This window comes from Phytoactinopolyspora endophytica (assembly GCF_004138495.1).
In the GTDB taxonomy this organism is placed as follows: Bacteria; Actinomycetota; Actinomycetes; order Jiangellales; family Jiangellaceae; genus Phytoactinopolyspora; species Phytoactinopolyspora endophytica.
In genome coordinates, this window is record NZ_ML142859.1 from 26950 (window position 1) to 31407 (window position 4458).

Annotated in this window: 5 protein-coding genes; 4 read left to right on the top strand and 1 reads right to left on the bottom strand. The window is 66.7% G+C overall.

Annotation, left to right across the window (positions count from 1 at the left end; all coding sequences use genetic code 11):
• From argS to ELR45_RS20290, 4 genes are all read left to right on the top strand, one after another.
• Nucleotides 1–862: arginine--tRNA ligase domain-containing protein (argS, locus tag ELR45_RS41165; protein WP_240759921.1), on the top strand; the 862-nt coding region annotated here is incomplete at its 5' end.
• Between the two features lie 104 nt (nucleotides 863–966).
• The gene (locus ELR45_RS20280; RefSeq protein ID WP_129667991.1) at nucleotides 967–2013 is read left to right on the top strand and encodes an alcohol dehydrogenase family protein; all 1047 of its coding nucleotides are present in this window, start codon (nucleotides 967–969) and stop codon (nucleotides 2011–2013) included.
• A gap of 118 nt (nucleotides 2014–2131) precedes the next feature.
• Nucleotides 2132–3115 carry an LLM class flavin-dependent oxidoreductase gene (locus ELR45_RS20285; RefSeq protein ID WP_129667992.1) on the top strand — a complete coding sequence of 328 codons (984 nt, stop codon included), beginning with the start codon at nucleotides 2132–2134 and terminating at the stop codon, nucleotides 3113–3115.
• Nucleotides 3116–3269: 154 nt separating this feature from the next.
• Nucleotides 3270–4187 carry a DUF2207 domain-containing protein gene (locus ELR45_RS20290; protein ID WP_129667993.1) on the top strand — a complete coding sequence of 306 codons (918 nt, stop codon included), beginning with the start codon at nucleotides 3270–3272 and terminating at the stop codon, nucleotides 4185–4187.
• A gap of 40 nt (nucleotides 4188–4227) precedes the next feature.
• Here the strand turns inward: ELR45_RS20290 and ELR45_RS38520 are convergent.
• Nucleotides 4228–4458 (bottom strand): hypothetical protein (locus ELR45_RS38520; protein WP_205856941.1); only part of this gene is annotated, 231 nt, incomplete at its 5' end.

Here is a 4458-nt window from a genome sequence, read left to right on the forward strand (position 1 = left end):
GCTGATCGTCCGCAAGAGCGACGGCGGTTACGGCTACGACGCAACGGACCTGGCGGCGCTGCGGTACCGCGTGCGTGAGCTCAAAGCGGATCGGTTGCTCTACGTCACCGACCTCCGCCAGGGCTCGCACTTCCGCATGGTCTTCGACGCCGCACGCCGGGTCGGCTGGCTCGATGGCGGAGTCGAGGCCGCGCACGTGCCCTACGGCACGGTGCTCGGCCGAGATGGCCGGCCGTTCAGGAGCCGGGAGACGGGCACTGTCCGACTGATGAGCCTGCTCGACGACGCGGTGGCGCGTGCCCGGGCCGTCGTCGCTGAGAAGGACCCGGAACTCGACCCGGAGGAGCTGGACCGGATCGCCGAGCTGGCGGGCATTGGCGCCGTCAAGTACGCGGACCTGTCCAACTCGCGGATCAAGGACTACGTCTTCGACATCGACCGCATGGTCTCGTTCACCGGGAACACCGGGGTCTACCTGCAATATGCGCACACCCGCATCCGCGCCATCCTCCGCAGAGCCGGTGACCACTCTTCGACCGGCGATGCCGCTGCGATGCGGGATGCGACCGCGACGCCGGTGGATGCGACCGTTCCGTTGCAGCCGGCGGAGCGCGAGCTGGCACTGCGGCTGGACGCTTACGGATCGGTGCTGACCGAGGTCGGCGAGACTCTGGAGCCGCACCGTCTGTGCGGGTTCCTGTATGAGCTTGCGCGGGACTTCACGACGTTCTACGAAACCTGCAACGTGCTCAAGGCCGACGAGCCCGTGCGCGGCAACCGGCTGGCTCTGTGCCGGCTCACCGCCCGCACACTGGCCCATGGGCTGAGCCTGCTGGGCATCGTGGCGCCCGAGCGCATGTAGAAGCTCGGCCGAGGACTATACCGACCGGTGTGTTGATGTCGGGCGTCGTAGTGTGCTTAGATGGGTAACCATACCGGTTAGTTTACTCAGGAGGTGCAAGCTTTATGCGTGCTGTCGTGCTCACGGGATTCGGCGGACCCGAGAAGCTGGAATATCGCGAGGATGTCCCGGACCCACAGGCGAGCCCGGGCGAGGTGCGGATACGCGTCGGTGCAGCCGCGCTGAACAACACGGACATCTGGACGCGGGAGGGTGCCTATGGTTCGTCCGAGGACCCGTCGTCCACCACCGGCTGGCGCCGCGAAGCATTGCGGTTCCCGCGGATCCAGGGCGCCGACATCGCCGGGCGGATCGATCAGGTCGGATCCGGCGTCCCGGACTCACGGATCGGAGAGCGCGTGCTCGTCGATCCGATGATCTACACCGGCGGCGAAGAGGAACTGGTGGTCAACGATTATGTCGGCAGCGAACGCGATGGAGGGTTCGCGGAGTTCGTCACGGTGCCTGCGGGCAATGCCCTTGCCGTCGACGGGCCGATGAGCGACGCCGAGCTCGCGACGTTCCCCACCGCCTACACCACCGCAATGCGGATGCTGAACCGGGCGGCGGTCCAACCGGGCGAAACCGTCCTCGTCACAGGCGCATCGGGAGGCGTGGGCTCCGCATTGATCCAGCTCGCGACCGTGCGTGGAGCGCGCGTCGTGGCGGTGGCAGGCGCTGCCAAGCAAGACCAGGCGCGCGATCTGGGAGCGACGGCCGTCGTCGATCGCCACACCACTGATCTCGTCTCCGACGTGGAGACCGCGCTGGACGGGCGACCCGTGGACGTGGTCGCGGATGTCGTCGCCGGGCCGGCCTTCGGCTCGCTGCTTCACCTGCTGCGCCCACTCGGCCGTTATGTCGTCGCCGGTGCCATGGGCGGGCCACTGGTCCAGACGGACCTGCGTACCGTGTATCTCAAGCAGCTGCAGATCATCGGGTCGTCGTTCGGTAGTCATGAGGACTTCGCACAGCTGCTGGGTCACATCGCGGCCGGCGAGCTGAAACCGCTGCTCGCGCAGACATTCCCGCTGCGTGACCTGGGGCTGGCACAGCAGCACTTCGTCGAGAAGAACTTCTTCGGCAAGATCGTCGTGACTCCGGACGAGTGAAGGAGAGACGTCCATGTCGTTCGATGCGCGGCACAGAGGGTTAGGCTGGTTCGGCATAGTAACAATTCGTAACGGTGGTTGAGCGGGTCACCGCCGAACAGCAGGAATCGAGGGTGGGATGGCACAGCCGTTGTCGATCCTGGATCTGGCCACGGTGTCGGAGAGCAGCACGCCGGCGGACACGCTGCACGCGAGTGTGGTCACCGCACAGCAGGCGGAAGAGCTCGGATATCTGAGGTACTGGTTCGCCGAGCATCACAACATGCCGTCGATCCTGTCTTCGGCGCCGAGTGTGCTGATCGCGCACATTGCGGCGCACACGAGCCGCATCCGGGTCGGATCCGGTGGCGTGATGCTGCCGAACCACTCGCCGCTGGTCATCGCCGAGCAGTTCGGGACACTGGCGACGCTGCACCCAGGGCGGATTGACCTGGGCGTCGGCCGCGCGCCGGGCGGTGATCAGGAGACGTTTCTCGCGTTGCGACGCGACCCTGCAGCGTCCAAGTACTTCCCGCAGGACGTCGTCGAGCTGCAGACGATGCTCGGCCCGGAACAGCCGGACCAGCGGGTGCGTGCCATTCCGGGCGCCGGCACGAACGTGCCGCTCTACATCCTCGGATCGTCGTTGTTCGGTGCGAAGCTCGCCGCCCAGCTGGGCCTTCCGTATGCGTTCGCCTCGCACTTCGCACCCGCGGCGCTGGACGATGCGCTGCGCGCCTACCGGCAGGAGTTCCAGCCGTCGGACCAGCTGGAGGCACCCTATGTGATCGCGGCGATGAACGTGTTCGCCGCGGACACGAGGGAACGCGCCGAGAGTCTCTTCGCCGAGAACCTCGCCCGGATGGCGCGCAGTCTCAGCAAGCGAGGCGGGGTGTCGTCGGAGTCGATCAGCGACGAGACTCTTCTCGCGTCGCCGGTCGGGCACCAGGTTCGGCAGATGCTGCGTCACACGGCGATCGGCGAAGCCGCGCAGATCAAGGAAGACGTGCAGAATTTCGTCGACCATACGAAGGCCGACGAGGTCATCGTCGCTTCGAACATCGTGGACACAGAGGCGCGACTCCGCTCGTATCAGATTCTCGCGGAGACGGTGCACGGCTGATCGCACAGTGGTGAGCCGCACCTGTTCATGTGGAGTTCGCTGGTCATTGCTCTGGATGCTCCCTGCCGGATCTACGGTGAAGACGTGACGGTCAACAGAATCGTCTGGAGCACATAGCCGTGATCGCGGAGGCACCAGGGGAACTGGGAGTCTGATGGCGATCTGGTGGGTGCTGTTCTCGCTCGCCATGGTGTCCGGTGTCGGCTCGGCGGTGGTGGCGCGGGTGTCCGACCGTCGTCCGAAGGGCGACGGTGCACGTCAGGTGATTGACTCCGCATCGTTCGGCTCGGTCTGGGTCGGTCTGCTCAGCGGTGGCGCCGTGCGAGCGATCGACGCACGCATCGTCGACTTCATCGAGCGCGGGTTTGTGCGGGCAGACGCCGGCAAGCTGGTCATCGACTCGGAGATCGAGCTGGCCGTTGCCTCGCCGGCGGTGGCAGGCGGACGTCGACCCGGCCTTGGCCCTGAAGACCTCCGGCTGCTGCGGGTCGTGCGGGATCACGGCGGGGAAGGGCTGGACGCCGTGCGCCGTCGCGCTCCGACCGGGGCGCTGCGCATGCTGTTCAACCGGCTGGCGCGAGAAGGCTTGCTCGTCAGCCCGTTGCGGCGTGCGTACGGGCCGATGAAAGTGGCGTACCCGATCCTGGCGGCGTTCGTGCCGTGGTTCGCCGGGGTACTCACGTTGGGTGTCGACTCAGCTGAGGATTTCCAAGGCGCGGAGGCTCTGTGCCTGCTGGGCTGGTTCGGGGTGCCGATCATCGCGGCGTGGATCTACGCGAGCAAGCGAGGCTACCGCGGCCCCGATCCCGCGACGGCGCTGGGCGTCGCCGTCGTAGATCAGCTCCGCGCCGAACTGCCCGTGGATGCCAGCCAGGCACGTCGCGTCGCATTGGGCGGCTTTGCAGCGATGACCGACGAAGCCATGCGCCAGGCTGTCCAGGCACACGAGCCCGACTCGCGATGGAGCATGCCGAGGCGGCGCGGCACGGACTACAGCGTCAACGCGACCGTCGCCCGCACCGCCGGCATGCTCGACGGCGGTGACGGGGACGGTGCGGACGGCGGCGACTGACTCCAGTGGATCGCTGCCGGCCAGCCTGTATATACCGATGTCAGGCAGCGTCGGCTGTGCCGTGGGCTTCGCCACGGCCGTTGACTCCGTGCCTGCCGGCGGTCCGATTCTCACTGTCGTCGTGGGTCTGTTCGGTGTTGCTGTTGTCTGTGTTCTGGGGGCCGGCTCGGGGTTGTGTGGTGTTGTCGTTGGCTTGTTCGTTGAGGATGTGGTGGATGGTTTCGGTGGCGGTGGTGGGTGGGTCGGATTGGTGTGCGATGCCGTTGGGGTC

Coding starts and splice junctions, on each gene's coding strand:
- ELR45_RS20280 (WP_129667991.1), top strand. CDS start 967: ATGCGTGCTGTCGTGCTCACGGGATTCGGCGGACCCGAGAAGCTGGAA.
- ELR45_RS20285 (WP_129667992.1), top strand. CDS start 2,132: ATGGCACAGCCGTTGTCGATCCTGGATCTGGCCACGGTGTCGGAGAGC.
- ELR45_RS20290 (WP_129667993.1), top strand. CDS start 3,270: ATGGCGATCTGGTGGGTGCTGTTCTCGCTCGCCATGGTGTCCGGTGTC.